26 protein-coding genes are annotated in these 24,127 nt (G+C 66.7%); 15 read left to right on the forward strand and 11 right to left on the reverse strand.

Features of this window, described 5'->3' with window-relative positions; all coding sequences use genetic code 11:
* Positions 1-5 precede the first annotated feature (5 nt).
* Positions 6-512: a winged helix-turn-helix transcriptional regulator gene (locus tag B9C43_RS08560; protein WP_084425359.1), complete on the reverse strand. Its 507-nt coding sequence runs from the start codon at positions 510-512 to the stop codon at positions 6-8.
* Complete coding sequence (locus B9C43_RS08565) at positions 509-1,552, reverse strand: LLM class flavin-dependent oxidoreductase (protein ID WP_084425360.1); 1,044 nt, start codon at positions 1,550-1,552, stop codon at positions 509-511. Before B9C43_RS08565 ends, B9C43_RS08560 begins: the two co-directional genes overlap by 4 nt.
* 237 nt (positions 1,553-1,789) lie before the next feature.
* Here B9C43_RS08565 and B9C43_RS08570 point away from each other — a divergent pair, with 237 nt between their 5' ends.
* Complete coding sequence (locus tag B9C43_RS08570) at positions 1,790-3,613, forward strand: DUF8189 domain-containing protein (RefSeq protein ID WP_235038500.1); 1,824 nt, start codon at positions 1,790-1,792, stop codon at positions 3,611-3,613.
* A gap of 38 nt (positions 3,614-3,651) precedes the next feature.
* Here B9C43_RS08570 and B9C43_RS08575 read toward each other — a convergent pair whose 3' ends face one another.
* Positions 3,652-4,566 (reverse strand): acetoacetate decarboxylase family protein, encoded by a 915-nt coding sequence (locus tag B9C43_RS08575; RefSeq protein WP_084425362.1) that lies wholly within the window; start codon positions 4,564-4,566, stop codon positions 3,652-3,654.
* Positions 4,567-4,737: 171 nt separating this feature from the next.
* Here B9C43_RS08575 and B9C43_RS08580 point away from each other — a divergent pair, with 171 nt between their 5' ends.
* A complete protein-coding gene (locus B9C43_RS08580; protein ID WP_084425363.1) occupies positions 4,738-5,541 on the forward strand; it encodes an alpha/beta fold hydrolase in 804 nt (267 codons plus the stop codon).
* Positions 5,542-5,582: 41 nt separating this feature from the next.
* Here the strand turns inward: B9C43_RS08580 and B9C43_RS08585 are convergent, their stop codons facing one another.
* The gene (locus B9C43_RS08585; protein ID WP_084425364.1) at positions 5,583-6,104 is read right to left on the reverse strand and encodes a hypothetical protein; all 522 of its coding nucleotides are present in this window, start codon (positions 6,102-6,104) and stop codon (positions 5,583-5,585) included.
* Between the two features lie 709 nt (positions 6,105-6,813).
* On the opposite strand from B9C43_RS08585, the gene B9C43_RS57470 reads away from it, so the two are divergent.
* From B9C43_RS57470 to B9C43_RS08605, 4 genes are all read left to right on the forward strand, one after another.
* Positions 6,814-6,987, forward strand: coding sequence for a hypothetical protein (locus B9C43_RS57470; protein WP_200825459.1), 174 nt, complete (start codon positions 6,814-6,816; stop codon positions 6,985-6,987).
* A gap of 36 nt (positions 6,988-7,023) precedes the next feature.
* The gene (locus B9C43_RS08595; RefSeq protein ID WP_200825460.1) at positions 7,024-7,236 is read left to right on the forward strand and encodes a hypothetical protein; all 213 of its coding nucleotides are present in this window, start codon (positions 7,024-7,026) and stop codon (positions 7,234-7,236) included.
* A 257-nt stretch (positions 7,237-7,493) separates the two neighbouring features.
* Positions 7,494-8,315: a helix-turn-helix domain-containing protein gene (locus tag B9C43_RS08600; RefSeq protein WP_084425667.1), complete on the forward strand. Its 822-nt coding sequence runs from the start codon at positions 7,494-7,496 to the stop codon at positions 8,313-8,315.
* A gap of 67 nt (positions 8,316-8,382) precedes the next feature.
* A complete protein-coding gene (locus B9C43_RS08605; RefSeq protein ID WP_084425365.1) occupies positions 8,383-8,964 on the forward strand; it encodes a dihydrofolate reductase family protein in 582 nt (193 codons plus the stop codon).
* A 117-nt stretch (positions 8,965-9,081) separates the two neighbouring features.
* Here B9C43_RS08605 and B9C43_RS08610 read toward each other — a convergent pair whose 3' ends face one another.
* Genes B9C43_RS08610 through B9C43_RS08620 form a run of 3 tightly spaced genes read right to left on the reverse strand, consistent with a single transcriptional unit; the run spans position 9,082 to position 10,307 of the window.
* Positions 9,082-9,678 carry a DUF4291 domain-containing protein gene (locus B9C43_RS08610; protein WP_084425366.1) on the reverse strand — a complete coding sequence of 199 codons (597 nt, stop codon included), beginning with the start codon at positions 9,676-9,678 and terminating at the stop codon, positions 9,082-9,084.
* Entirely contained in the window at positions 9,678-10,040 is a 363-nt protein-coding gene (locus B9C43_RS08615) for an RNA-binding S4 domain-containing protein (RefSeq protein WP_084425367.1), read from the reverse strand. The genes B9C43_RS08610 and B9C43_RS08615 overlap by 1 nt, the downstream gene beginning before the upstream one ends.
* A 33-nt stretch (positions 10,041-10,073) precedes the next feature.
* Positions 10,074-10,307, reverse strand: a complete 234-nt coding sequence (locus tag B9C43_RS08620; protein ID WP_033386864.1) for an SCO4848 family membrane protein — start codon at positions 10,305-10,307, stop codon at positions 10,074-10,076.
* Positions 10,308-10,557: 250 nt separating this feature from the next.
* Here B9C43_RS08620 and B9C43_RS08625 point away from each other — a divergent pair, with 250 nt between their 5' ends.
* Together B9C43_RS08625 and B9C43_RS08630 are read left to right on the forward strand one after the other, a co-directional pair.
* Positions 10,558-12,522, forward strand: a complete 1,965-nt coding sequence (locus tag B9C43_RS08625; protein ID WP_143446184.1) for an AfsR/SARP family transcriptional regulator — start codon at positions 10,558-10,560, stop codon at positions 12,520-12,522.
* A 35-nt stretch (positions 12,523-12,557) separates the two neighbouring features.
* Positions 12,558-13,016: a cupin domain-containing protein gene (locus tag B9C43_RS08630; protein ID WP_084425369.1), complete on the forward strand. Its 459-nt coding sequence runs from the start codon at positions 12,558-12,560 to the stop codon at positions 13,014-13,016.
* A 95-nt stretch (positions 13,017-13,111) separates the two neighbouring features.
* Here B9C43_RS08630 and B9C43_RS08635 read toward each other — a convergent pair whose 3' ends face one another.
* The gene (locus B9C43_RS08635) at positions 13,112-14,404 is read right to left on the reverse strand and encodes a hypothetical protein (protein ID WP_143446185.1); all 1,293 of its coding nucleotides are present in this window, start codon (positions 14,402-14,404) and stop codon (positions 13,112-13,114) included.
* 92 nt (positions 14,405-14,496) lie between these two features.
* Between B9C43_RS08635 and B9C43_RS08640 the strand changes: the two genes are divergently transcribed.
* Positions 14,497-14,901 carry an MmcQ/YjbR family DNA-binding protein gene (locus B9C43_RS08640; RefSeq protein ID WP_407657077.1) on the forward strand — a complete coding sequence of 135 codons (405 nt, stop codon included), beginning with the start codon at positions 14,497-14,499 and terminating at the stop codon, positions 14,899-14,901.
* 21 nt (positions 14,902-14,922) lie between these two features.
* Here the strand turns inward: B9C43_RS08640 and B9C43_RS08645 are convergent, their stop codons facing one another.
* Positions 14,923-15,270, reverse strand: a complete 348-nt coding sequence (locus B9C43_RS08645) for a hypothetical protein (protein WP_143446186.1) — start codon at positions 15,268-15,270, stop codon at positions 14,923-14,925.
* 239 nt (positions 15,271-15,509) lie between these two features.
* Between B9C43_RS08645 and B9C43_RS08650 the strand changes: the two genes are divergently transcribed.
* Positions 15,510-17,021, forward strand: a complete 1,512-nt coding sequence (locus tag B9C43_RS08650; RefSeq protein ID WP_033386884.1) for an alkaline phosphatase D family protein — start codon at positions 15,510-15,512, stop codon at positions 17,019-17,021.
* A gap of 11 nt (positions 17,022-17,032) precedes the next feature.
* Positions 17,033-18,238 carry a hypothetical protein gene (locus tag B9C43_RS08655; protein ID WP_084425373.1) on the forward strand — a complete coding sequence of 402 codons (1,206 nt, stop codon included), beginning with the start codon at positions 17,033-17,035 and terminating at the stop codon, positions 18,236-18,238.
* Here B9C43_RS08655 and B9C43_RS08660 read toward each other — a convergent pair.
* Entirely contained in the window at positions 18,235-19,311 is a 1,077-nt protein-coding gene (locus B9C43_RS08660; RefSeq protein ID WP_084425374.1) for a calcium:cation antiporter, read from the reverse strand. The two genes, B9C43_RS08655 and B9C43_RS08660, sit on opposite strands and share 4 nt — an antisense overlap.
* Positions 19,312-19,494: 183 nt before the next feature.
* Positions 19,495-20,799 carry an MFS transporter gene (locus tag B9C43_RS08665; RefSeq protein ID WP_084425375.1) on the reverse strand — a complete coding sequence of 435 codons (1,305 nt, stop codon included), beginning with the start codon at positions 20,797-20,799 and terminating at the stop codon, positions 19,495-19,497.
* Between the two features lie 183 nt (positions 20,800-20,982).
* Here B9C43_RS08665 and B9C43_RS08670 point away from each other — a divergent pair, with 183 nt between their 5' ends.
* From B9C43_RS08670 to B9C43_RS08685, 4 genes are read left to right on the forward strand one after another with little or no spacing between them, the layout of a single operon-like run.
* A complete protein-coding gene (locus tag B9C43_RS08670) occupies positions 20,983-22,434 on the forward strand; it encodes a 2-hydroxymuconic semialdehyde dehydrogenase (protein WP_084425376.1) in 1,452 nt (483 codons plus the stop codon).
* On the forward strand, positions 22,431-23,189 hold the full coding sequence (locus B9C43_RS08675; RefSeq protein WP_084425668.1) for a 2-keto-4-pentenoate hydratase: 759 nt from the start codon (positions 22,431-22,433) through the stop codon (positions 23,187-23,189). The genes B9C43_RS08670 and B9C43_RS08675 overlap by 4 nt, the downstream gene beginning before the upstream one ends.
* Positions 23,186-23,599, forward strand: coding sequence for a RidA family protein (locus B9C43_RS08680; RefSeq protein WP_084425377.1), 414 nt, complete (start codon positions 23,186-23,188; stop codon positions 23,597-23,599). The genes B9C43_RS08675 and B9C43_RS08680 overlap by 4 nt, the downstream gene beginning before the upstream one ends.
* Before the next feature lie 6 nt (positions 23,600-23,605).
* Positions 23,606-24,127 carry a 3-hydroxyanthranilate 3,4-dioxygenase gene (locus B9C43_RS08685; RefSeq protein ID WP_033386903.1) on the forward strand — a complete coding sequence of 174 codons (522 nt, stop codon included), beginning with the start codon at positions 23,606-23,608 and terminating at the stop codon, positions 24,125-24,127.

Consider the following 24,127-nt stretch of genomic DNA (forward strand, 5'->3'; position numbering starts at 1 on the left):
GTCGATCAACCTCCCTGTCCGGCGAACCGCCGCCGGACCTCCGGCACTTTCTTGAGTCGTTCGGGGTACCCGGGCCCGAACCGCATCGTCACGTCATCCGACGTCAGGTGCTCACCGCACGCCGAACACACCACTTCAGCCTGCGCTTCATGACCGCATGTGTCGTGGTGCATGGTCACCGGCGGACCGTCCATACCGGACAACCACCGGTCGCCCCACCGGGTCATCGCCAGCAGCACGGCGAAGAAATCGCGCCCCTTCTCGGTCAGCACGTACTCGTACCTGAGCGGTTTCTCTTGGTACATCTGCTTTTCCAGCAGGCCTTCCGCGACCAGCCGGGTCAGCCGTTCGGTGAGGGTATTGCGCGCGATGCCGAGCGTGCGCTGGAACTCGTCGAACCGGCGAATGCCGTAGAACGACTCACGTAACACCAGCGGCGTCCACCAGTCACCCAACAGGTCCATAGTCCGCGCGATCGAGCACGGCCATCGCGCCAACGAACTGCGCTTCACGAGATCTCCCGAACCATCTCGATGGCCTTGGCCAACGTGGCAAGCCTGTCGTCGAGCGTCTCACCTGCCGGGTACAACCTGACGGTGTCCACGCCCGCGTCACGCCACACCCGCAGCCGTTCGCGGACCATGGCTTCCGTGCCGATCAACGTCGTCGCCAGCACCATCTCGTCGGTGACCAGCCCGGCCGCGCCGTCCCGGTCACCGGCCTGCCAACGGTCGCGGACCTCGGTGGCGACGTCCGCCCAGCCTTGCCTGCTGTACGCCTGGTTGTAGTAGTTCGTCGACGCCGAGCCCATCCCGCCGAGGCTGAATGCCAATTCCTTCTTCCGCCCGGCGACCATCGCGCGCAACGCGTCCTCGTCCGGCGCGAACGCCACTTCCGCGCCCTGGCAGATGTCCAGGTCCTGGCGGGTCCGACCGGATTTCGCCAATCCGTCGTCCAGATGCCTGAAGTACGCGCCGGCCGCGCCTTCCGGCACGAAACTGGTGCCCAGCCAGCCGTTCGCGATCTCACCCGTCAGCCGCAGCATCGCAGGCGACAGCGTCGCCAGGTACACGGGGATGTCGTGCTCCGGGCGCGCCGAGAGCCGCATCGGCTTGGAATTGCCCCCTGGCAAGGGGATCTGGAACATCTCACCGGAGTACGAGACTTTGCCGCCGTCGAGGACTCGCTGGACGACCTCGACGGTTTCCCGCATCCGGGTCAAGGGCCGGGCGAACGGCACGCCGTGCAGGCCTTCGATCACTTGTGGACCGGACGCGCCAAGCCCAAGCAGGAAGCGACCTTCCGACAGGTTCGACAGAGTGATGGCGGTTTGCGCGATCGCGACCGGTGTGCGTGTCCCGACTTGGATGATGCCCGACCCCAGCAGCATCCGTTCGGTCCGTGCGGCGTAGAAACCAAGCGCCGACGGGCCGTCCGAGCCCCATGCCTCGGCCACGAAACACACGTCGAGACCTAGTTTCTCGGCCTCGACGACGAAGCCGGTCATGTCCCGCCAGCCGCTCGAGGCCTCGACGGTCGTCGCCGTTCGCATCGCCGGTCCACCCTCCACGTCGTCTAGCTGCATAGTTGCTTATTTGGACTCACCCGGTCAAGTGAAGAGCAACCTCACAGCGCTCCGTGGCGTCTAGCTTCAATAGCAGCACCAACCGCACGTCGAGGGGGATCGATGGCGCATACGCCCGGAAATATCGTCCATGTACCCGCAGACAGATCCAGGCCACCCGAGTGGGCCAAAGGGTTCGTCAAGCCACGCGCCCGCACCGACGCCATGGCGGTGCCGGCAGGCGGAAGCTATCTCACGATTCTCGCCCATTCGGACGACGAACTGATCTTCATCAACCCCGACTTGCACCCCTCGATCACCGCGGGCTTGCCGAGCCGGACCATCTACCTCACCGCCGACGAGGACAACGGGTGGCCCGAACAGGGACTCACCCGGGAGGAATTCGCCGCGCGACTGCACGGCGGAACCCGCGAGGCCTATGCCGTGCTGGCCGGACAGCCCAACAACTGGACCATCGACGCGATCACCGTCGCGGGCAAGCTGATCGAGCGCAACACGCTGCAAGGCGCCCCACACGTCCAGCTGTACTGGATCAACCTGCCGGACGGCGGCGACCCGCTGTACCTGCGCGCGCTGATGAACATGTGGGACGACCCGGCCTTCAGGTCCATCACGATCGTGCCGACCGGCAGCCCGGTCACCGAGGTTCAGGACTACAACAGCGAAGAACTGCTCGCGGTACTGGTGGACATGCTGATGCTCTTCCAGCCGACCACCATCCGGATCCAGGACCCGGCGCCGGACCAGCGATACCGAGGCGACCACGTCGACCACATCGCGGCGGCCTATTTCGGCCAGCTCGCGGTCAAGGCCTACGAAGGCCCAGCTCCCACACAGCAGTGCCTGCTGCTGCGTTACCGCTGCTACAACACGGAAAACTCGCCCGTGAACGTGCCACCGGCACTGGCCGGGGCGAAAATGGCCGCTTTCAACGAGTACAAGAAGTACCTCAAGCCGCCCCAGGACGCGTGGGACGGGCACGCGCTACGCAACCACCAGCGGTTCCCTGTGACTGAGCCGTTCGTCATCAAGGACGGGACGGGCGCGCTGCACGCGGTCGTCGTCGGCGGTGACAATGTGATCGCGTGGCGGCAGAACGCGGGCAGCACCACGTGGTCCGCACCGACCATCCTGATATCGGGCAGTTTCGTGCCAGGTGTGGCCATGGAGCTCAACCAGGACGGCACCGTGCAGCTCGCCGTGTACAGCTGGGACACCTTCGACATCAGGACCACCCGGCAGACCGCGCCGGGAGGCGGTTTCGGGACGTGGGAGAGCCTCGGCTCGCCAGGCGACGTCATCGGAGTACCGGCCTTGGGGCGCAACGTCGGCGGTTGCCTTGAGATGTACGCGCTCAACTCGGCGGGCGGGATCAGCAACGCCTTCCAGTCCACACCGAACGGCCCGATCACCGGTTGGGACCACATCAGCGGCGGCCCGGACGTTCTCGGCCAGCCGACCGTGTTCCTCAGCAGCAACGATCTGCTGAACGTCTTCGCGGACAACAACGGCCAGATCGCGCATTGGACGCAGCCGCCGGGCGAAGGCACCAGCCCCGACCTCGACTTCCCCGCTGTCGAGACGGTAGGCACGCCGAGCCCTGCCATGCAGGGCAACGACAACGGGATCCTGGTCATCCGCGAACACGGTGACGGGGCGTTGGGGATCAGCCGGGAAAGCAGCCCCGGCGGGACTTGGTCGGGACTGGAACACATCAACGGACAAGGCGGGATCGGCCCGTCATTCGGTGTGCGCTCCGGGTCCGGTACCGGCGGTGGTCCGCGCGTGTTCGCGTTCGCGCGCAACGACAACTACGGCATCAGCATGAGCAAACAAGACACCGCTGGGAACTTCGGGCCGTGGACTGATCTCGGCGGGTACTGCGAGATCGGGCCTGCCGCTGTGCTGGACAACGCCGGGATCGTGCGGCTGCTGGTCGTCGGCGGAGACTGCCGGTTGTACGAGCGCCGCCAGACCGCGGCGGGGCCGGATGCCCCGTTCACCGCCTGGCAGGTCGTCGGAGTTTGATGAGGTGGGGGACCCGCCCGGGTCCCCCACCTCTTTGCTCAGCCCGCGTCGGGACCGGTGAGGATCCTCAGGTCGGACACCGAGTAGGACAGCGTGCTGCGGAACCCTTGCCCGGTGCGCATGATCCGCAGGTCGGCCAGTTCCTCACCGGGGGCGGGGAAGAACTGGAGCTTGCTGGTGCCCGCCCATGTGGTACCGAGCTGCACTCCGTCCAAAATAGACAAAGTGAGTTCGTGCACCGCGGGGTTGTCGTACTGACCGGCCTTCAACCGCGGGAAATGCCGGAGGTTGACGATCGGCCGGGACAACGCGGGCAGGTTCGGGATGGTGTTGGCCAGCGTGACCTGCCCTTCGGCCAGGCGACGGCCCGCGGCCGACAGCGTTCCCGCGAACGTCCCGCCCGCGCCGAGCACCGGAGCGGCCTTGCTGCCCACGGCGTAGGCGCGGGTCTGGTGCACCTGGCCGATCTTCTTCGGGAAGCCCTGGAACCAGCCCCTGGCAAGGGATGCGTCGTTGTCGACCCAGATGAACGGGCACCACGCCACGTTCGTGGTCTGGAACCGGGCGTCCAGCAGGACGAGGAACTCGGAGTACTGGCTGCGCACCGGGTCCAGGTAGTCCTGCCGGTCGCCGGTGGTGAACTGCCAGTCGATGAACAGCGCGTAGCCGTGGCCCGAGGTGGTCGGGTCGGGCGTCAGTCCGGCGGGCAGCGCGGCCTGTGCGGCTTCTGGGGTCGTCCAGAACTCCACACCGACCAGATCGCCGACGTAGTTCCACGGCGGCGCGCCGACGATGTTGGCCTCGCCCTTGGCGCTCAAGGGAAGGCTGTAGCCCTTCAGTTCGTTCGGTGGCAGGGTGCTCGCCGAGGCCTGCGCGGCGAGGCCGGTACCGGCCACCGCGGCCACTCCCCCGGCGATCAGGCTACGCCGACCGATGTTCGAACCGTCAGTCATGGAGAATCTCCTCGTATATCCCAGGTTCACAATGTCCACAACGGACTCCTGAGGCGCGCGACGCGCACTGTGAGCCTAGCTAACGATTGGCGGGATGATCGGCCCATCGGCGTCTTCTCGCCGGATTGTCAGACCCCTGGGCTAGCGTGAATCCACCGAGAGGAGTCAACCGTGAACCACCTGGAATCCCCGGACGGAACCCGGATCGCGTACACCGTCTCCGGCGAGGGCCCGCCGGTCGTGCTCGTCGGCGGCGGCCTCGACGACGGTTCGGAGAACGCGCCGCTGGCAGACGTCCTGGCGCGGTGGTTCACCGTGCTCAACTACGCGCGAAGGGGCCGCGGCGAGAGCGGCGACACGCTGCCCTATTCCCTGGAGCGTGAAACAGAAGACCTTGCCGCCGTGATCGCCGTGACCGGTGGTCCAGCCCATGTGTTCGGCGTGTCCTCAGGCGGGGCGCTCGCCCTCGAAGCGGTCGCATCCGGCCTGCCCGTCGCCAGCCTTGCGGTGTACGAAGTCCCTTACATGGCAGACGAAACCATGGTCCAGGTCTGGTCGCAGTACGTTGATCAACTCGTCGCGGCGCTGTCCGAGGGCAGACGTGGTGACGCCGTCGCACTCTTCATGGGCTTGGCCGGATCCTCACCCGATGACATCGCCGAAGCCCGCGAATCACCGGTCTGGCTCGACCTGGTGACACTCGCCCCCACTTTGGCGTACGACGCCGCTTGCATTGGCGACGGCCCAGTTCCTGCAGCACGGCTGGAGTCCATCACGCAACCTGTCCTCGTTGCCACCGGCGGCGTCCCCGACCCCCACATGGGCGGACTCCAACCCGGCTTCTTCGACGCGGCCGCCGATCGACTTGCCAGCGCGTTACCGGCGTCCGAACGTCAGGTCATCGCCAACCAAACCCATGTCGCCGACCCGGAGGTACTCGGCCCGGTCTTACACAAGTTCTTCTCGTCGGTGTAGAGCCCCGCGCACCCGTGTCCGTCCGTCCCACGAACCTTTGCTCAGTTAGTTCCTGGAGCTCGGGGCATTGCGGACAAGCCAAGTTCCAGGCGAGCAGCAACCAAGAATTCTTGCTCTGCCGACCACAGAACTTTGAAGGGTTCAGAAGGAAGATCAGCCTCAGAATGGGTGGCCCTTGCGGCCGCGATCTGACGAGCACGGTTGACGACGGTAACGACGGTTCTGACGGTGTCAGGAAGCTCAGAGACGAGCCGGACAGCGGTGAAGGCGGACTCCAGCTTCTCCTTGTAGGGCCTCCCTGCTTCGTCGAAGAACGGCATCATCTGGCCAGGCTCTCGGGGGTGCGGGACCGCAGTGATTTTGGCGGTTGGCTCAAGTGTGAACGCAATGTACTGACGGCACGCTGCCAGGAACTCGTTGTAGGCGGCCAGACGAATGTCTCGCCATTGACGGGAGTGTTCTCGTTGCCAAGATCGCTCTTGATTGCGAACTGTCAGCCATCCGCCAATGACAACACCGAGCAAAGCCACGACGGCGGTGATTACGTTGCCGATGATGCTCACAGGCTGGTTCCTTCTTCGGTGGCGTTTTGGCCAGCGCCTGGACGGAAGTTGGGACGCTCATCGTAGGCAGCGCAACAACCGTGGTCTGCGTCCGGAGCTTCCGCATCTGCGCGAGCCTCTGACTGGCTGCGTCGCGACTCATCTGCAAGCCGTTGGCTTCACCAAGCCAGGCGCGCTCGGCAGCTTCGCGCAGCCGGTCGTAGAGGTTCACGATGACGGCCAACAGCCGCGACTCCTGCGCCGGGTCCGGTCGCAGGACCGGACACCTGATGCCCCGTTGACCGAAATAGATGGTTGGTTCGGGCCTCCCTTGGCGCGTACGGGCAATGACGGGTGAACCCTGGTGAAGCCCGATTCGTCCACAAGCAGCACTGCGAGTGATCGCCCAGATCTGCTGTCATCTCGGGCCGTTGATCATGACGGCTTGTGGGAGGTATGGATGGACCGCGGCGCGACGGTTCGGGATGTGGCAAAGCTGGAGATTGCAGGGACAGGTGGGGCGAGGAGACCGGTGACGCATTGACGCCTTTTCGATTCGTCGACGGTAACGGTGCGGAGGTTGATGCCGTCACAGAGTTCTTGCGCCACATGCTTGCCGACAAGCTCCAGGATCCGCACCTGCTGATCGGAGTCGCCGCGGCCTCGACGTCCTCGCCGGCGTGCGTCGCGACAGCGACGGTAAGCCCTGCGCGCTGCGGACGTCGAGCCGATGATCCTCGACATCACCAACCCTGACCACGTCGCCGCGCTCGCCGCACGCGTTCCTCATCGGTGCCTCCGCTTCCTGCCCGACCGGATGCTCGACCGAATGACGACCTCCGACCTGCGCAAGCACTATCCGGCAGAAACCCGTGGCCGCACGACCGCGGCACATACCAACTGACCGGCACCCCGTCTGAGCAGAATCGAGAGGACAACAATGTCGACCACCAGCAACGCCCGCAATCTCATCAACGGCGAGTGGAGCGATACCGGCTCGGTCCACGAGTCGATCGACCCTTCCACCGGTGAGGTCGTCGGTGCCTACGTTTCCGCGGGCCGCGCCGAGGCGCAGGCCGCGATCGCTGCCGCTCGCTCCACCTTCGACACCACGGTTGGTCCCGCGATCCGTCCCTGCGATCGCGGGCACTGAACGAACTGGCCGACCGGCTCGCCGAACGGGTGGCCGCCATCGCACACCGATCCGACCGCGCTCACTCGTTCGCGGCGAGCGGAAGACCACCGCAGGGATTGCTTCGGGGAGCACGTGGTCAAGTCATTGTGCCCAAGAAGTTTCGTGGCGAAGTCGATGGGTGCCGGCTCGATGCTGCGGCAGTGCGGCTGGACCATCCCGGCGCGCGATGCCGGCGGGGCGTCGGCGATGCTGTGGGCGTGAAGTACGTGTCCAGAGTGCCGCGACCGCCGCTGGACGGGCTGATCGACGACCTCTACTACCTGGAGGGTGCGCCGCCGTATGCCCGGCTGACGCTGCCGCCAGCGCCGGCGGCGTTGCTCATCGTCAACCTCGGGGCGCCGTTCCGCATCCGCGGCGGCACCGACATCGAGACGGCCGAGTACGCCGACGGCTGCGTGGTCACCACGCCCACCCGCGCGTGGGACTTCAGCTATCCACTCCGGACCCGGTCCGTCGGCGCGCACGTCAAGCCGTGGGGGCTGGCGCCGTTCCTGCCGATGCCCGCGGCCGAGCTGTGTGACCGGCCGGTGACCGTGGAGCAGGTTTGGGGCCGGTCCGCCATTGCTGAGCTGCGAGACCGGATGGCCACGGCGGACGGACCGCACGAGATGCTGACGCTGCTCGAGGACGAGCTGATGCGACGGCTGTGCGAGGCCCGCGGCCTGGGGCTGGTCCGCCATACGAGCAGCGTCATCGCGGCGACCGGCGGGGCGGTGCCGGTCGGCGACCTGAGCGTGGCAGCCGGTGTCAGCAGCACTCATCTGGCACAGCGGTTCAAGGAGCTCATCGGCGTCACGCCGAAGCGGCTGGCCCGCACCCACCGCTTCGCCGCCGCCGTGCTGACGATCAACCCCGCCGAACCGATCGACTGGGCCGAGCTCGCCGGTGGCGCAGGCTACTTCGACCAGGCCCACTTCGGCCACGAGTTCCGGGCGTTCACCGGGCTCACGCCGACCCGGTACCTCGAAGTCCGGCGGCGGTTCCTGCGCGAACATCCCGGCCACACGCTGGACAGCTGGCCGCTGCCTGCCGATTGATTCCTTACAAGAGCGACAGCCCACGACACGCTAGCTTTGCGGGCACCCCAAAGCAGAGGAGAGCTCCGTGGGCAAGGTGGTCATGTACGCCTCGGTGTCGGTGGACGGCTTCATCGCCGACGAGAACGACCAGCCCGGACCACTGTTCGACTGGTTGACCAGCGGTGACGTCCCATTGGACGAGAGCGGCGTGTTGAAGGTGTCGCAGACGTCCTACGACTACACCCGGCCGTACTGGGACCAGATCGGGGCGATGATCGCCGGGCGCCACGTCTTCGACATCACCGACGGCTGGGACGGGAAGCCTCCGGGCGGGGTCGACCACGCGGTCGTCGTGACGCACCGGCCGGCGCCCGAGGGCTGGGACCCTGAGGCGCCGTTTCACTTCGTCGACGGCGTCGAGGCAGCCATGGCCAAGGCTCAGGCGCTTGCGGGCGACCGCATGGTCGAGGTCGCCGCTGGCGACGTCGGTGGCCAGGCGCTTGCCGCGGGCCTGGTCGACGAGGTGCGCATGGACGTCGTACCCGTCGTGTTCGGGTCCGGCAAGCGCTACTTCGGGTCGGTCCACGCGCAGCACCTGTTGGAGGATCCTGACGTGGTGATTCAGGGCAACCGGGTGCTTCACCTGCGCTATCGGGTCCGCCGTTGACCGATCTGAGCGGGTAGCGAAGAAGTCCACTGCGAACGGCGATACCGAGGTAAATGCAACTGACGCGCAGACCTCAACAGCTCCGCCCAGGTCGTCGGTGGTCGCCGCGCGGCGCCTTCAACGCAGATGGGCCAGGACCTCGTCCGCGATCGGGTACGGCTGCTCCCTCGGCAGAAGCTCCTTGGCAGCGTCCAGCTCTCTCTCGCGGACGAGTCCGTGGATCTCGCGGGCGAGTGGTGTCGCGTCCGTGATGGACACGATCCACTCGTCGGCGAACTTGTGCGCGGCCTCGCCGGCCAAGCCCAGCTGCAGGGACCGGTACGACAACGGCTTCAAGTGCAGGTTGCGTTCGGGATCCCACTGCACCCGGGTTGGTGACGTCTTGAGCTGGCGTTTCCACGTGGCTTCGTCGGGGTGCACGCCGGGCTTGTGGTGCGACAGGCAGGCGTTGCTCAGTGCCCATTCGAACCCGGTGCGGGTGATTTCGATGGCCAGGACCGTTTCCTGGCCTTCTTTCTCAGCCCACCCGCAGCGGTACATCATCCACAGAAAGGAGGGCTTGATCCACGTCATTCGGTCGCGCTTCCACTCGGCTGGGAAGCGGCCATCGCGGACGGCCGGTATGCCGATCGATGGGCGGTATGCCTGGTAGACCGTGACCGTCGTGCCGGTGTACAGCGCGCGTATCTCGTATGGGGGCGGTGAATCTGGCATCAAAATCCTGATCGGAACTTGTCGAGGACTCGGCGATCGCGCTTCGTCGGCCGGCCGGCGCCGCGCTCGCGGACGGCCACCGGAGCGCTCGCGATCGGCGGTGGTTTAGGTGTGCGGTCGATGTAGCAGGTCACGGCGTCAGGGGCGCCGACCCGCTTCTGGATGACCCGGACGACCTCGACGACCCGAGTGGTGGCGCCGACGCGGGCGCGCACCTCGTCACCTGGTGTGACAGTGGTGGCGGGCTTCGCGGGCCGACCGTTGACGCGCACGTGTCCGCCACGGCACGCCGCCGCGGCGTCCGTCCGGGTCTTGGTCAGCCGGACCGCCCACAGCCAGCGGTCCACTCGAGTGGACTCCACAGCCGTACATGATGGCCGACGATCAGCCGACCGTCACGCGGATTCCCGCCGACGCGCTCGAAGTCCGCGCCAGCCAATGACGCCAATGATCGTCCCGAGGACGAACGAAACCACGGTCAGCACCGCGTGCACGATGAAGTATCCCGTCGGCGACCCGTCAGCCGCCCACGCCCGGTCGGAGTCCCAGAGGTTCTTGGCAAAAGTAATCCAGATAACCCACGACCACACACCGAAGGCCGTCAAGAAAATCGACGTACGACGAGACATGTCCGCATCCTGTCACGGCACCAGCACAGCAACAGCCGCGCCCAGCCTTCGACCTGCCGGGCCATGCGCTGCCACGAACGGGCGATGATCTCGGCACCGTCTGCCGGGATGGGTGCCAGACGCCTTGTTTCGGTCCCCGAATGGCGAGACTTGGTCAACACGTCAGCGAACCGTAAGGCTTCACCTGGGCAGTTCGGTGAACGCGCGCCTACCCTCGCGAACAGGCAACATACCGGGAGGGCGACGCGCGGTGCGGGGTGAACTGCGGTTCGAGGTGCTAGGGCCGTTGCGGGCGTGGATTGGCAAGACCGAGGTGGATCTCGGGACGCCACGGCAGCGTGCGGTCCTCGGGTTGTTGTTGCTGCGCGATGGTGCTGTGGCTACGCAAGCCGACCTCGTGTCCGCGATCTGGGGCAACTCGGCACCGCCGGGTGTCTCGGGGATGGTGCGGTCGTACATCTCGCGGCTGCGGCGGGCGTTTGGTGACGGCCGTCCTGCGACGACACTCAGGACCGTCGGGGGCGGTTACGCACTGTCATCAGATCCGGGCAATCTGGACCTTGCGGCGTTCCTGCGACGGATCAACGTAGCCAGGGAGGCACGGCGCGTCGGTGACTTCGAGGCACAGTCACTGGAGCTGCGGGCCGCGCTTTCGCTGTGGCAGGGCACTCCGTTGGCTGGGATCCATGGCGAGTACGTCGAGGCCGAGCGTGTTCGGCTGGCTCAGCTCAGGCTCGCGGCCACCGAGGATCTCGCCGAGGCCGATCTTGAACTGGGCAGGCACGCGGAGGCCGTGGCGGGCCTGATGCCGCTGATCAAGGAGCATCCGCTGCGGGAACGCCCGCGTGAGCTACTCATGCTCGCGCTGTACCGGTCGGGCAGGCAGGCCGAGGCGCTTACGCTGTACCAGGAGTCCCAGCGGCTCTTCGCCGAGGAACTGGGCATCGATCCCGGGCCCGAACTACAGCGGATGCAGCATCGGATCCTGCGGTCCGACCCTGGCCTGACGGTGTCCGAGCCGGTCCGTCGTCCCGCCCAGCTCCCGCCGGACCTGGCGGCGTTCACGGGGCACGATGCCCTGGTCGGCCAGTTGGCGACGACGCTGACGAACACCGGCACCACCATGCCGATCATCGGGCTCACCGGTCTCGCCGGGGTCGGCAAGACCACTGCGGCCATCCACATCGGACACAAAGTCGCCAAGGCGTTCCCGGATGGACAGTACTTTGTGAACCTCGAGTCGACCGCCGACCCGTTGGCAGTCCTGCTTCGCAGCTCCACAGCGACCATCCCGGACTCTCGGGCCGAACGTGTAGCGCTGTGGCGTTCGCTGACCACCGGCCGCCGGATTCTGCTTCTCCTCGACAACGCCTCGGACATCGAACAGGTCCACTCGCTGCTGCCCGGCAGCAACGGGCCCGCCGTCATCATCACCAGCAGGCACCGGTTGCCCGGCTTGACCTGCGCGGCATGGCACAAGCTGACCGGACTGTCCGAAGAGGACTCCGTCAACCTGTTCAGCCACATCGTCGGCGTCGAACGGACACAGACCGAACCGGAGGAAGCCAGGCTCCTCGCGCGTCGAACGGCCGGTTTGCCGCACCTGCTGCACACGATCGCGGCGCGAGTCGCCGCACGGCCCGGTTGGAGTCTGAGGACGGCACTAAACCGCCTCCGTACCGCCGAAATCGGTATGGCGGCCTACGAGGCCGCTCTGCACAACCTGCCGACCAAACAGGCGCGAGCGTTGCGGCTGCTGGCGATTCCGGACGGCCCGGACATCTCATTGACCGCGGCGGCAGTGGCGCTCGATCTCCCCGTCGACGAGACCGAGGACCTGCTGGAAGCGCTCGCCGACAGCCATTTCCTCGAGTCCGGCCCCGGCGATCACTACCGATTGCTCACACCGATCCGGGACTTCGCCCGTAGCCGCGCGTACGCCATCGACGGCGAGCGCGCGTGCCATGACGTTCTGACCAGGCTCGTGAGGTTCTACGCCGCCACCGCGCACAATGCCTTACAACGAGCCACAACCCGGGAGAACACAACCGAAGCTGGCGGGTTGACCTTCGCCTCAGCGGCAGCCGCACGAACGTGGCTGCTCGCCGAGCGGTCGAAACTACGCGCGACCGCCACCCAGGCCGCAGCCATCCCGGACGCCCCCGCTGAGGCACTCGGCGCCCTGATCCGCGGGTGGCCCGGCAACAACGCGTGAACAAATCATTCACCTGCTAGCGCCACACTGGGTTCATGATTGACCGTCGCTCGTTGCTGCGCACCGGCGGCACTGCCGCGCTTGGCGCGTTCGGCCTCGCCACGTGTGCATGCTCGCCAACCGCCGGAGTACAGAATCCGCCACCCACGACAACAACGTCAGCAGGCGCCGCCAGCGGCGTGATCAGAGTGGAGCTGCAGCGCACCGAGGCACCGTTCGCCGGCTTCGAGATCATCCAGACCAGGTTCGAGATCCCGGTCGGCCAAGCGTCCGGCAGGCACTCCCACGACGGCGGGAAGGAAGTCGGTTACATCATCCAAGGCGACGTGCTGATGGAGTTCGACGACCGGCCACCGCTGCGCCTGAAGTCAGGCGATCCGTTCCTGATCCCGACCGGCGTCGTGCACAATGCCCGCAACGTCGGCACTGTGCAGACCATGATGCTCTCCACGTACTGCATCGACGCGTCGAAACCCTTGGTGACGCCGCACTAGCTCCGGTCGCGAGCCTGATCACCGGTCTGTCCATAGTGGGGTACCGGAAAGGCGAGAGTCTGATGTGGACAGTGGGTGGCACCACTGTCCACATCTCAGGACGCCGTGATGTCCACGATCGCAGCGTTCCCGGTCAAACTCACCAGCTTGACCGCGATCGTCTTGGTGGCGTCACCGAACGACCCTTGGCCACCCGGCCCGAGGTTCAGCACGCGGCTGGCGTCCGTCACAGTGACGCCTGCGCTGGACACCGAGACCTTGAAGGTGTGCCCGCCCGCGGTCACGTCGGCTGAGCCGGTGATCTGCACCTGGCATTTCCCGCTCTGACACGCTGAAAGGTCCGTCCCGTTCGCCGCCGTCGCAGGCGTCTGCTGAGGACTCTCACACGACGGCGCAAGGCCGTGGGCGGCCTTGAGTTTCTCGTCCTTGGCCACAATGGCGTCCAGGCCCGGCTCCTTGGGCTTCGCCGTCGCCAGAATTCCCGCCACCTCGGTGGCTTTCGCCTTGAGCTGGTCGATCGGGAGCTGGAACAGCTCTGTCGAGCTGGTGCCCTGCGGCAGCTTGGCCATGGCCGACTGGACCGCCGACAGCAACGCGGCCTGGTAGGCGTCGGCCTCGGCGATTCCGATCGGCTTCACCGAGCTCAGCTGGGTGCTGACGTCGCTGAGCGGGCTTCCCGCCGAGCTGATGTACGTCCCCAGCGACGCCCACGCGGCCCGTTGGAACCGTGGATCGGACACGGCCGGATCGGCCAGCGGGTCGGTTCGCAGCGTGGACAACTCCTTGGTCGTGGCGCACATGATGTTCGCCCACAGCACCAGGTCCCGCTCCCGCCCATCCTGCCCGGCCTGGCGAACGGGCGTGCAACCCGGAGCCACGTTGTAGGACGCCACCAACTCCGGGGTGCGTTCGGCCAGCGCGGACAATCCCGCTTCAGCAGGCTCCGACGTGCTGAATTCCTGGGCCAGCGGACCGGCGTGAGCCACCTTGTCGGCCTCGCCTGCCTTCATGCCGTCGACGGACTTCTTCTCCAGGCCCGTGAACCAGGTCCGGAGCTTCGAGGTGTGGGAGTCCACCGGCTCGATACCGGTGGGCTTGAGGTCCTGCAGCTGCTTGCTCGTGCCGTCGACCCACGTGGCCACTTCACGGATGAACGCGTCCGCGCGGGTGGCATCCGGTGTGGAGCTCGCGAACTGCACGGCGCTCGGACGAGCACTGTCGATCGCCTTCGCCGTGCCGCACATGGCGTCTGACCAGCGGACCAGCTGTTGAGTCGCGGGAGGAGGCGGTGGCGGCGAGGCCTGTGTGGGCGGCGCTTGGCCGGTCGGCGCGCATCCGGCACCGGCCAGGCCGAGACCCACCACCGCGGTCGCCAGCCACCGCATCACTCGATCACCCACTCCCTGTCGCGGCGTGACCGTACCCACGGACCACCGGGAGGGGTCCCGATAAAATGCCGGGGCGGACTTTGGGGGTAGGCGTGGCTGTGCACAGTGATGAGTTCCACCGGATCGTCGACGGGCTGACCGACGTCGAGCGGTCCGAGGCGAGCAAGTGGACGTCGTTCAGCGTGCACGGCAAGAAGTTCGGGTACTACTGGCCGCGGACGCAGACGGTCGGGCTGAAGCAGACCATCTCCGAGCAGCTGGCGCTGGTGGCCGAGCGCCCGGATGTGTTCGAGGAACAGTTCACCTCGGGCGGCTTCGGCTGGGTCGTGGTCTACCTCGAGCGCATCGAGGCCGACGAGCTGTCCGAACTGGTCTACGAGGCCTGGCGGCTGACCGCGCCGGACGAGCTCGTCGAGGCCCTGCCCTTCCAGCAGGCGAAGAAAGGCCGGCCACGGGCACGGAAATCCGGGCAGGCGGGTCGCCGGTCATCGCGCTGATCAGTCCGTTGTGGACCGGGTTCAGTCGACCGGATCGCGGGCGGGCGGCAACTCCGGCTCTCCGCCGGACCCGGCCGGGACCAACGCGGGAACCTCGGCCCGTCCCCCGGCGAACTCCGCCAAGGCGAGCCGGTGCTGTTCCAACGCACGGATGTGCGCCGCGCGCAGATCGTTGCCGTGCCGCATCTCGTAGTAGACCGCCAGCAACGCCGATGCCTGGACCTGCGCGGTCAGCTCCGAGGACGGTTGCGGGGACGCGCCGACGTCCGGGGCCTCCGCGAACAGCATCTCGGCGAACTCGACCCGGGCATGGCCCATCGCACGGTCTTCACTGCTGTGGACGTGGGGAAACTCGGGCTGGTGGCTCATATCCGGCACGGTAGCCCCAGTTCAGGGTGGTTTCCGAGTGTCCACACCGGATATCACCGACTCCGGTCACCCCACGTGACCTGACAGGGCTAACGCCCCTACATACCGTAAGGGCGTATCCACATACGAATATTGCTATATGGACTCTTCGGGACGACTGGTCGTACGTGAAAGCAATGTCCTGCAAATAGTCGCATCGACGCTTCCACGGGCTGCTGAGCGCCGGTAGTAAAGGCCTTATGACCCGACTGCATCGAAGGACGTTCCTCGTTGGTGGCCTTGCCGCCGCGGGTGCGCCGCTGATCGGCGCGACCCCCGCGAACGCTCTGGCCTACCCCTTCACCCTCGGGGTGGCGTCCGGCGAGCCCACCGCTGACGGATTCGTTTTATGGACACGTCTGGCACCGAGACCCTTGAACGCCGACGGCCTCGGCGGAATGCCGAACACCCCGGTCACCGTCGAGTGGCAGGTCGGCCTCGACCAGGCCTTCAGCCAGCTCGCCGCGTCCGGCTCGGCCACGGCCGTGCAGACCTCCGCGCACACCGTGCACGTCGAGGTCGCCGGTCTGCAGCCGGATCGTGAGTACTGGTACCGATTCCGGGCCGACGGGCACATCTCGCAGGTCGGCCGCGCCCGCACCGCGCCCGCACTCGGCTCGGGTTCCGCTCTGACCATGGCCTTCGCGTCGTGCGCGCATTACGAGACCGGCTACTACACGGCCTACCGCCGAATGGCTGAAGACCGCCCCGACCTGATCCTGCACTTAGGCGACTACATCTACGAAGGCGCCGCGGCGACCGGCCGCGTGCGTACGCATTCTCCGTCCGCTGAGATCACCAACCTCGCGAACTACCGCGTACGGCATGCCTTGTACAAGATGGACGTCGACCTGCAGGCCGCGCACGCCGCCGCGCCGTGGCTTGTGGTGTGGGACGACCATGAGGTCGAGAACAACTACGCCAACCTTGTGCGGCAAGAGGGTCAAGCGCCCGCTGGGGATTTCCGCGCCCGCCGCGAGGCCGCGTATCGCGCGTACTACGAGCACATGCCGCTGCGTTCCGCGCAGGCTCCTGTGCGCGAGAACATGCAGTTGTACCGCCGGGTGAACTGGGGTGGCCTGGCGACGTTCCACATGCTCGACACCCGTCAGTACCGCAGCGACCAGGCGTGCGGCGACGGTTCGCAGAATTGCCCGGACGCGGACGCGCCGACACGTTCGCTCACCGGCAACGCGCAGGAACAGTGGCTGCTCGACGGTATGGGCCAGAAGTTCGGTACTTGGGACATCCTCGGCCAGCAGGTGTTCTTCGCGCAGCGGCTCGCCGCCGACGGCAAGCGGAGCATGGACGCGTGGGACGGCTACACCGCGAACCGCAAGCGGATCCAGGACGGCTGGCAGGCACGCGGCAACACCAGCACCGTCGTGCTCACCGGGGACGTGCACCGCTCGTGGGCGGCCAACCTGATGAACAACTACACCACTCAGGACAAGGTGATCGGCACCGAGCTGGTGACCACTTCGATCTCGTCCGACGGTGACGGCGACGCCTCCCACACCGGGGTCACACCGACCAACCCGCACGTGAAGTTCTACAAGAACCTGCGCGGGTACGTGCGCACGTCCATCACGCCGACCCGGATGAACGTGGACTACCGGGCCGTTGACAAGGTCAGCGTGCGGGACATGCCGGTCAAGACCGTGCAGAGCTATGTGATCGAGGCCGGCAACCCCGGCCTGCAGGCGCCGTGAGGGGGACGAACATGAAGCGTGTACTGACGATCACGGCCATCGCCATGCTCGGATTGACCGGAACGGCCTTCGCCGACGGCACGATCACGTGGGCGGCCGCGAACAGCACTTCCACTGGCGACCAGGACAACTCGGCGATCTCCGCCGTGCGATCGGGCTATGTCGCCGTGGTCTGGGAAGACGACCGCGACACCACGGCACCGGAGAACCCGGTACACAGCGATATCTGGATTCGCGTGTACCGGGATGGGGCGTCCCTGTACGAAAAGAAGCTCTCCGACAGCGGGGAAGGCAACTGGAGCCACGTGCATCCCGATGTCGCGCTGCACGACGACGGCACAGCAGTCGTGGTGTGGGCGGATGACAAGGACGGCAACGGGTACTACCAGATCGCCGTGCGCACATTGAACGCCGCGGGCACCGTCACTGGTTCGGCCGTGGGTAACGCCACCTCCGACGGGCAGCAGATCAACCCCGCGGTCGCCGCCGACCCGGACGGCGCCGGGTTCGCGGTCGCGTTCGAGGACAAGCAAACCACCACGGCACCGACCGTCCGACTGTCAGGCTTCAACTCGATCACGGCCAAGGCGTACGAGGTCCAGGTCAACGCGGCCGGTGGCACGCACCAGCGTCCGGACGTGGCGATGGGCGCGGCCCAGAACGCCATCGTGGTGTGGGACGAGGACACTGACGCCAACGCCAACTTCAACGTGGCACGCAAGGCTTTCACCCCGACCGGTGCGGTGAAGCTGGCCCAGGCCGCTGTCAACGTGACCGGCGACGGTCAGCAGCGGCGCGCGTCCATCGCGGCGAACTTCAACGGTGACTACGTGGTCGGCTGGGAGACCGATCACACCGGGACCGGCCAGATCGGTGTCCGGTCGTTCTCCGCGACCGGCGCGGCGTCATCCACAGTGGACACTTACGTCCCCGGTACCGATCCGCAGGTGGGCATCGACGACCAGCGGGCCGCGGTGGTGAACTGGGCCCAGGCGCAGGACATCTTCGTCCAGGGCCTCAACCCGGACGGCTCGACCGCGGGCCGCCAGCCCCGGATCACCGCGAACACCAACGTGACCGGTCGTCAGGACGAACCCGCGGTCGGCGTCAACGCGTGGGGCCAGATCTTCATGACGTACACCGACGACGCCGACGGCAACACGTTCGACCAGGTCTACCTCGGCACCGGGCTGAACAACAGCACCTGGGGCAGCTAGGGGTTTATCGCCAGGAACAGGAACGCGGCGAGCAGGGCGAGGTGTACCCCGCCCTGCAGCCGCGTCGCCCGACCCGGCACCACGGTCAGGATCGCGACGACGAAGGTCAACGCCAGCAACACCATCTGCGTGGACCCGAGTCCGAGCACCAACGGGCCGTCGAGCCAGATCGTCGCGACGGCGATGGCGGGGATCGTCAGCCCGATGCTCGCCATCGCCGAACCGAAGGACAGGTTGAGGCTGGTCTGCATCCGGTCTCGCGCGGCGGCACGGACCGCGGCGAACGTCTCCGGCAGCAGCACCAGCAACGCGATCACAACACCCACAAAGGACTGCGGGAACCCGGCGGCCGCCACGCCCGCTTCGATCGCCGGCGACTCCACTTTGGCCAGTCCGACCACCGCGACCAGTGACACCAGCAACATCCCGAGACTGATCCACGCGGCTTTCGCGGCCGGCGGCGGCGCGTGTTCCTCCTCCGCGCAGACACCGACCGGCAGGAAGAAGTCCCGGTGCTCCTTGGTCTGCGTGAAAACGAACAAGATGTACAACGCCAGCGACGCGGCGGCGGCGAACACGAGCTGACCTGTCGAGAACTCCGGGCCTGGTTTGCTCGTCGTGAACGTCGGCAGCACCAGACTCAGCGTCGCCAGAGTCGCGACCGTCGCCAACGCGGCACCTGCTCCTTCAGCGTTGAAGACCATCACGCGATGCCGCGTCGCACCGATCAGTAAAGCGATACCGACAATCCCGTTGCACGTGATCATGACCGCCGCGAAGACGGTATCCCGCGCCAACGACGCCGTTTCCGGGCCACCTGAGACCATCAGGGTGACGATCAAGGCCACCTCGATGACCGTGACCGCCACGGCGAGCACGAGCGAGCCGAACGGTTCCCCGATCCGGTGCGCGACCACCTCGGCGTGGTGCACCGCCGTGGACACGGCGCCGGCCAGCGCCAACGCCACGATGATCACCAAGATGACGGGCAGGTCGACGCCCCACGTGAACGCGAGGACGACCAGCGCGAACAGCGGGACGCTCAGCGGCCAGGACCGGATCAGGGCTCTCATGCCCTACACATTCGCATATCGGACGGACGAGATCACATCAGCGCGATTGTCACTTGTGGACAGTCGATTGCCGATCACGTTGCCCGGCAGGGATGTCGGCGGCCCAGATGGTCAGCAGAAGTGACCAGGATCTCTGCGACGAGAAGATGGGCGGCGACCCCGGCCGCCGCCCATCGACGGGATCTACGCGGTCGCCGGGCTCACCACAGCCTTGGGCGCGACCGGCGCGAGCCGGAACACGGCGACCGCGGCCAGCAGACTCATCAGGCAAATCCCGGAGATGTACAAGGTAACGCCGCCTGTGCCGCCGCTCGAGTTCAGGATCGCCGTCGAGATCACCGGGGCGAGACCACCGCCCAGCAACGCGGCGAGCTGCAACAGCAGCGACGAACCCGAGTACCGGACATGAGCGGGGAACGTGTCCGCCACGATGGCGCCCTGCACGCAGTGCGTGATCGGGATGATCAGTCCCATTCCGACCAGAGCGATGACCACGACAGCCGTGCTCTTGGAGTTGAGCAATGGGAAGAACGCCGCCGCCCACACGAGCAGTGCCACCGATCCCCACAGGAACATGCCGCGACGGCCACGGCGGTCCGCCATCGACGTCCACAGTGGAATGGTGGCGAACCACAACACCGACGCCACGGTCACTGTGATGAGCAGGAACTGGCGGTTCAACCCGAGTTGTGCGGTGCCGTAGGACAAGCTGAACACGAGGAACAGGTAAGCCACCGCGGAGTTGGCGATGCTGAGCAGCACGGTCAGCACCAGCCTGCCCGTGCCGACGGTCAAGGCCTCCTTCAACGGGAACCGCACGATCTGCTTGCGTTCCACCGCTTTGGCGAACGACGGCGTCTCGGTCACGCGCAGCCGGATGACCAGGCCGACGATCACCAGCGCGGCACTGAGCAGGAACGGGATCCGCCAGCCCCACGAGGTGAAGGCCGCGGCGGGCATCACCGAACTGGTGACCAGGAAGACCGTGTTGGCCAGCACAAGGCCCGCGGGCGTGCCCATCTGCGGGAAGCCCGCGTACCTGTTCCGCTTGGCCTCCGGCGCGTGTTCCAGTGCCATCAAGTTCGCGCCCGCGTTCTCGCCACCGAGACCGATGCCCTGCACCACACGCAGCGCCACCAGCAGGATCGGCGCCCACACCCCGATCACCGCGAAGCCGGGCAGCGCGCCGATCAGCGTCGACCCGATGCCCATCAGCATCAGGGACACCACGAGCGTCATCTTGCGGCCGATCCGGTCACCGAAATGACCGAAGACCAGGCCGCCGAGTGGGCGGGCGATGAACCCGACGGCGAACGTGCTGAACGCGGCGAGCGTGCCCGCCGCCGGAGAAAGCGACGGGAAGAACTGCCGGTTGAAGATCAACGCCGACGCGGTGCCGTAGAGGAAGAAGTCGTACCATTCCAACGTCGCACCAGTCAGTGTCGCCAGCGCGACCTTCCGTTGCGGCGTTGCGGTTGATTCGCCCATGTTCGCCTACCCGGGGTCGAGTGCGGTAATGGCGAGAAGACTGACCCGGACGACATTCCCGCACAAATACCCAACGGCTCGGCAGCCATACCCGGATGGCTATATCGAGCCATAGCCATGTGGCTATACCGGCAGCCTGGATACGCATTTGTGGGGCATGACGTTGCGGGCGAGAGTGAAGGCATGACAGCGATCCGCACCTTCGTCGGCGGACGGTTCATCGATCCGGAACCCGGCCAGCGCTTCGACAAGACCAACCCGGCGACCGGACTGACCTTCGCAACCGTGCACGAGGCCAGCGCCGCCGTCGTCGACCAGGCCGTCGCGGCCGCGCGTGCCGCGGCACGCGAATGGGCCCGTACCCCTGTCCGTGAGCGGGCCGCGGTCCTGCGCCGAGCCGCCGACGGGATCGAGGCCCGCTTTGCCGAGTTCGTCGCCGCCGAGGTGGCGGACACCGGAAAACCTGTCGTGCTGGCGCGAGAACTGGACGTCGCCAGGGCGTCGGCGAATTTCCGGACATATGCCGATGTCGTTTCCTCGGCCGGGCAGGAATCGTTTCTCACTGACCTCCCCGGTGGCCGGCAAGCATTGAACTACGCCGTGCGGAAACCGCTGGGCGTGGTCGCGGTGATCGTGCCGTGGAATCTCCCGCTGCTGCTGTTGACCTGGAAGGTCTCCGCCGCACTCGCCTGTGGCAACACCGTGGTCGTCAAGCCGAGCGAGTTCACGCCGTCGACCGCCACCTTGCTCGCCGAAGTCCTGGTGGACGCCGGGCTGCCCGCGGGCGCGTACAACGTCGTGCACGGTTTCGGCGCAACTGGTGCGGCCCTCGCTGGCCACCGCGGGATCGATGGCGTGACGTTCACCGGGTCCACGGCCACGGGAACGCGAGTCATGCAGACGGTCGCACCACGCGTGCGACCGGTGTCGTTCGAGCTCGGCGGCAAGAACGCGGCTGTGGTGTTCGACGACGTCGACCTGGACGAAGCGGTGGCCGGGCTGAGCCGGGCGATCTTCACCAACACCGGGCAGGTCTGCCTGTGCACCGAGCGGGTGTACGTCCAGCGGCCGGTCTTCGAGGACATCGCCGCCGGACTGGTCGAGCGTGCCCGTGCCCTCAAGCTCGGCGACCCGAGCGACGAGACCACCACGACCGGCCCGCTGATCTCCGAACAGCACCGGGACAAGGTGCGTGGTTACCTGGCGCTCGCCGAACAGGAAGGCGCCAAGGTGCTGACCGGTGGCGGCGTGCCGCAGCTCGGTGCGGAGCTCGACGGCGGATCCTGGATCGAGCCGACACTGTGGACCGGTCTGTCCAATACGGACCGGACGCTGCGCGAGGAGATCTTCGGACCGGTCGCCGCGCTCATCCCGTTCGACTCCGAGGAAGAGGCCATCGAGCTGGCCAACGACACCGATTACGGCCTCGCGGCTTCGGTGTGGACGAACGACCTGCGGCGCGGGCACCGCGTCGCGCAGGCGATGAACGTGGGAATGTCCTGGGTGAACACCTGGTTCCTGCGTGACCTGCGGTCGCCGTTCGGCGGCATGGGCATGTCCGGCATCGGCCGCGAAGGCGGGATGTCGGCGATGGAGTTCTACACCGAACCGACGAATGTGTGCGTGGCGCTGTGAACGGTCCTGTGATTGGGGAACTGGCGCAGCGGCTGGACGAGGCGCAGGTGCGCGGCAAGGACATCCTCAGCCTCGCGGACACGCACGAGATCGACATCGATCAGGCGTACCGGATCCAGCAGGAGCTCGTCGAGCGCCGCCTGGCCCGCGGGGAGTCGCTGACCGGAGTCAAACTCGGCTTCACCAGCCAGGCCAAGATGGCCCAGATGGGCGTGTCCGAGGTGATCGTCGGCAGGCTCACCAGCGGGATGCGGCACTCGCACGACAGCATGGTCGACATCGGCCAGTTCATCCATCCCAAGGTCGAACCGGAGATCGCCTACCGGCTGGCCAGGGACGTCGACGGAACGGTGCCGATTGAGTCCTGTGTGGACGCTGTCGCGGCGGCGGTGGAGATCATCGACTCGCGGTATCGGGACTTCCGGTTCACGTACACCGATGTGGTCGCGGACAACACCTCCGCGGCCGGGTACGCGATCGGTCCATGGCAGAAGTTCAGTGACGTCAACAACCGGCCGGTGCGCCTGTCCGTCGGGTCCACAGAGGTCACGGGTTCGACGAACGCGATCCTCGGCGACCCGGCACGAGCGTTGGGCGCGTTGGAAGATGTCGCCAAGCGAAGGGGAATTCCGTTGCGAGCTGGATACATCGTGCTGGCCGGAGCCGCGACCGCGGCGATCGGGCTGACCGCGGGCCCGGTCGACTGCCAGATCGAGGGCCTCGGGCCGGTGTCGTTCATCGGATCGGTCTCATGACCGGCGCGCGCACGATCCAGGGCCTCGCCACGCCACGCGGACGGTTCCCGCACGTCAAAGTGTCCGGTGACCTGATCTTCGTCTCCGGGACGAGCTCCCGCTGCCCGGACAACTCGTTCGCGGGCGTCGAGGTCGACGAGTTCGGCACGACCAATGTGGACATCCGCGAGCAGACCAGGGCGGTGATCGAGAACATCGGCCGGATACTGGCCGAAGTGGATGCCGAGCTGGCCGACATCGTCCAGATCACCACGTTCCTGGTGAACATGAACGACTTCGGCGGCTACAACGAGGTCTACGCCGAGTACTTCGACGAGGACGGCCCGGCCCGCACGACCGTGGCCGTCCACCAGCTCCCGCACCCGCACCTGCTGATCGAGATCCAGGCCATCGCACGCACACCGAGGTGAACCACCATGCCAGAGCTGCCACCAGTGATCAACTTCCAGGGCTGGATCGACGAACGCCGCCACCTGCTCGCCCCGCCGGTGAACAACAGGACCATGGCCCTCGGTGACGACTTCATCGTGCAGATCGTCGGCGGCCCGAACAAGCGCACGGACTTCCACCTCGACCCGTACGAGGAGTGGTTCTTCCAGATCAAGGGCGACATGCACGTCAACCTGATGACCGACGCGGGACAGCGGACCGTGCACATCCGGGAAGGCGAGACCTGGTTGCTGCCCGGCTCGATCCCCCATTCCCCGCAGCGACCAGACCCCGAGTCCATCGGGCTGGTCATCGAACGGGTCCGCGAGGAAGGCACCCTCGAGCGGTTCCAGTGGTACTGCATGGACTGCGACACCCTCATCCACGAGGTCGAGCTCCAGGTCCGCGACATCGTCGCCGACCTGCCGCCGGTCTTCGACCAGTTCTACTCCTCCCCAGCAGCGCGGACCTGCCCGAAGTGCGGTGCGCTCCACCCTGGCAAAGGCTGA

Source organism: Kibdelosporangium aridum, assembly GCF_900176515.1.
GTDB classification, from domain to species: domain Bacteria; phylum Actinomycetota; class Actinomycetes; order Mycobacteriales; family Pseudonocardiaceae; genus Kibdelosporangium; species Kibdelosporangium aridum.

What these genes read in the sequence shown, in the direction of transcription:
- B9C43_RS08570 (WP_235038500.1), top strand. Translation starts at nt 1,790, where the DNA reads ATGGCGGTGCCGGCAGGCGGAAGCTATCTCACGATTCTCGCCCATTCG.
- B9C43_RS08575 (WP_084425362.1), bottom strand. Translation starts at nt 4,566, where the DNA reads ATGACTGACGGTTCGAACATCGGTCGGCGTAGCCTGATCGCCGGGGGA.
- B9C43_RS08685 (WP_033386903.1), top strand. Translation starts at nt 23,606, where the DNA reads ATGCCAGAGCTGCCACCAGTGATCAACTTCCAGGGCTGGATCGACGAA.
- B9C43_RS08610 (WP_084425366.1), bottom strand. Translation starts at nt 9,678, where the DNA reads ATGCCAGATTCACCGCCCCCATACGAGATACGCGCGCTGTACACCGGC.
- B9C43_RS08645 (WP_143446186.1), bottom strand. Translation starts at nt 15,270, where the DNA reads ATGAGCCACCAGCCCGAGTTTCCCCACGTCCACAGCAGTGAAGACCGT.
- B9C43_RS08680 (WP_084425377.1), top strand. Translation starts at nt 23,186, where the DNA reads ATGACCGGCGCGCGCACGATCCAGGGCCTCGCCACGCCACGCGGACGG.
- B9C43_RS08670 (WP_084425376.1), top strand. Translation starts at nt 20,983, where the DNA reads ATGACAGCGATCCGCACCTTCGTCGGCGGACGGTTCATCGATCCGGAA.
- B9C43_RS08595 (WP_200825460.1), top strand. Translation starts at nt 7,024, where the DNA reads ATGTCGACCACCAGCAACGCCCGCAATCTCATCAACGGCGAGTGGAGC.
- B9C43_RS08565 (WP_084425360.1), bottom strand. Translation starts at nt 1,552, where the DNA reads ATGCGAACGGCGACGACCGTCGAGGCCTCGAGCGGCTGGCGGGACATG.
- B9C43_RS08620 (WP_033386864.1), bottom strand. Translation starts at nt 10,307, where the DNA reads ATGTCTCGTCGTACGTCGATTTTCTTGACGGCCTTCGGTGTGTGGTCG.
- B9C43_RS08630 (WP_084425369.1), top strand. Translation starts at nt 12,558, where the DNA reads ATGATTGACCGTCGCTCGTTGCTGCGCACCGGCGGCACTGCCGCGCTT.
- B9C43_RS08660 (WP_084425374.1), bottom strand. Translation starts at nt 19,311, where the DNA reads ATGAGAGCCCTGATCCGGTCCTGGCCGCTGAGCGTCCCGCTGTTCGCG.
- B9C43_RS08665 (WP_084425375.1), bottom strand. Translation starts at nt 20,799, where the DNA reads ATGGGCGAATCAACCGCAACGCCGCAACGGAAGGTCGCGCTGGCGACA.
- B9C43_RS08650 (WP_033386884.1), top strand. Translation starts at nt 15,510, where the DNA reads ATGACCCGACTGCATCGAAGGACGTTCCTCGTTGGTGGCCTTGCCGCC.
- B9C43_RS57470 (WP_200825459.1), top strand. Translation starts at nt 6,814, where the DNA reads ATGATCCTCGACATCACCAACCCTGACCACGTCGCCGCGCTCGCCGCA.
- B9C43_RS08655 (WP_084425373.1), top strand. Translation starts at nt 17,033, where the DNA reads ATGAAGCGTGTACTGACGATCACGGCCATCGCCATGCTCGGATTGACC.